The following is a 1,478-nucleotide window of genomic DNA, read 5'->3' as shown; positions in this document are numbered from 1 at the left end:
GTGCGGGAGCAGGCGCCGGCGTGGGTGCAGGGGCCGGCGCTGGCGTGGGGGCAGGAGCAGGCGCAGGCGCGGGTGCGGGAGAAGGTGCCGGCGCAGGTGCAGGCGCCGGCGACGGAGAAGGCGCGGGCGCCGGGGCCGGTGAAGGCGATGGCGCAGGGGATGGCGCGGGCGAGGGTGTGGGGGCGGGCGCCGGCGCAGGCGCCGGCGTGCCCGTCACGGGCCCGAGTGCCGAGCCGTCGGTGTTGCCGCCGGCCCAGGTGGTGTCCTGCGACCCGCCGCCGCAACCGCCCAGCAGCGCGGCCGACACCGCGATGAACAACGGGCCCAGGCCCGCGCCGGCTCTCATGGCTTGACCGTCAGCTTGCCGACGCCGGCTTGCGCCTGCACCGCGGCCTTCACCGACGCCGCCGGCAGCAGCGCGCTGCGGCTGTACGGCACCGTCCAGCCCACGTCGTTCGAGAAGCTGCACTGCGACATGTTCAGCGCCGCGCCGTTCAGCAGCGAGCCGGCTTCGGTGATCGCGCCGGTCTTGCTCGACGAACCCGGGTTCTTCATCACGCTCGCGCAGCTGTTGGCGCCCTGGATCTCGAACACGTTGTTCTCCGAGATGATCTTCGCCAGGTAGGCCACGCCGATGCTGTAGCCGTACGGGTAGGCCGCGTTGGCCGTGCTGCCCTGGTACAGGTTGTTGTAGACGTGCACCTTGCCGAAGCGAACGCGCGGCGCGCGCTCGGTGATGTTGGTGAACAGGTTGTTGTGGAAGGTCACCGTCAGGTGGCCGTTGTCGGAGGTCTTGCTGTCCGACGAGCCGATCAGGTTGTTCTTGTCGTGTTGGTCGAAGACGTTGTTCGAGATCGTCACGTAGTCCGACCCGTTCTTCACGTCCAGCGAGCCGTCATGGCACTGCTTGCGCTTGCCGTTGACGACCGGCAGCAGGTCGTCGGTGACCGGGGAATCGGTGAACCGGTTGTGGTCGATCCAGACGTGGGTCGAGTCGTCGACCGTGATGCCGTCGAACTCCGAGTTCCAGTTGCCGCTGGAGCCGTCGTTCGGGTCCCACAACGGCGACACGTCGCACGGGTCGATGATGGTCAGGTTGCGCACGATCACGTTGTCGACGCTGTTGATCTTGATGTTCGCGTTGACCAGGCCCGCGGTCGCGCCAACGCCGATCAGCGTCGTGTTGCTGCCGAGCTTCAGCTCGCCGCGATTGGCCTGGTCCGAGGTGCTCTTGAAGGCGCCGCCGTTGTCGGCTGCCGCCATGTCGATGCGGCCGGTCACCTTGATGATCTTCGCGCTGTCGCCGCCCGCCTTGATCGCGGCGAGCAGTTCGGTCGCGGTGTCGACCTTGTAGATCGCCGCGGCCGCTGCATTCGAGCCGCCGCGCGTGCCGCCGGACTGGCTGGCCCAGCCGGTGGCCGGGGCCACCTCGGTGCTGGCGTCGGCCGACGGCGCGGGGGCCGGAGCCGGTGCAGGCG

Annotated in this window: 1 protein-coding gene and 1 pseudogene; both read right to left on the bottom strand. The window is 69.6% G+C overall.

Annotated elements, in window-relative coordinates; translation table 11 throughout:
• Positions 1 to 346, bottom strand: a pseudogene (locus AC1D15_RS31855) (hypothetical protein); the annotation flags it as partial.
• Positions 343 to 1,478: pectate lyase family protein (locus tag AC1D15_RS31850; protein WP_477829201.1), on the bottom strand; the 1,136-nt coding region annotated here is incomplete at its 5' end. The gene AC1D15_RS31850 and the pseudogene AC1D15_RS31855, both read right to left, overlap by 4 nt.

The organism is Rhizobacter sp. P2_H2 (genome assembly GCF_056403375.1).
Note: the sequence above shows the minus strand (reverse complement) of the source record. Positions and strands in the feature narration are given on the sequence as shown.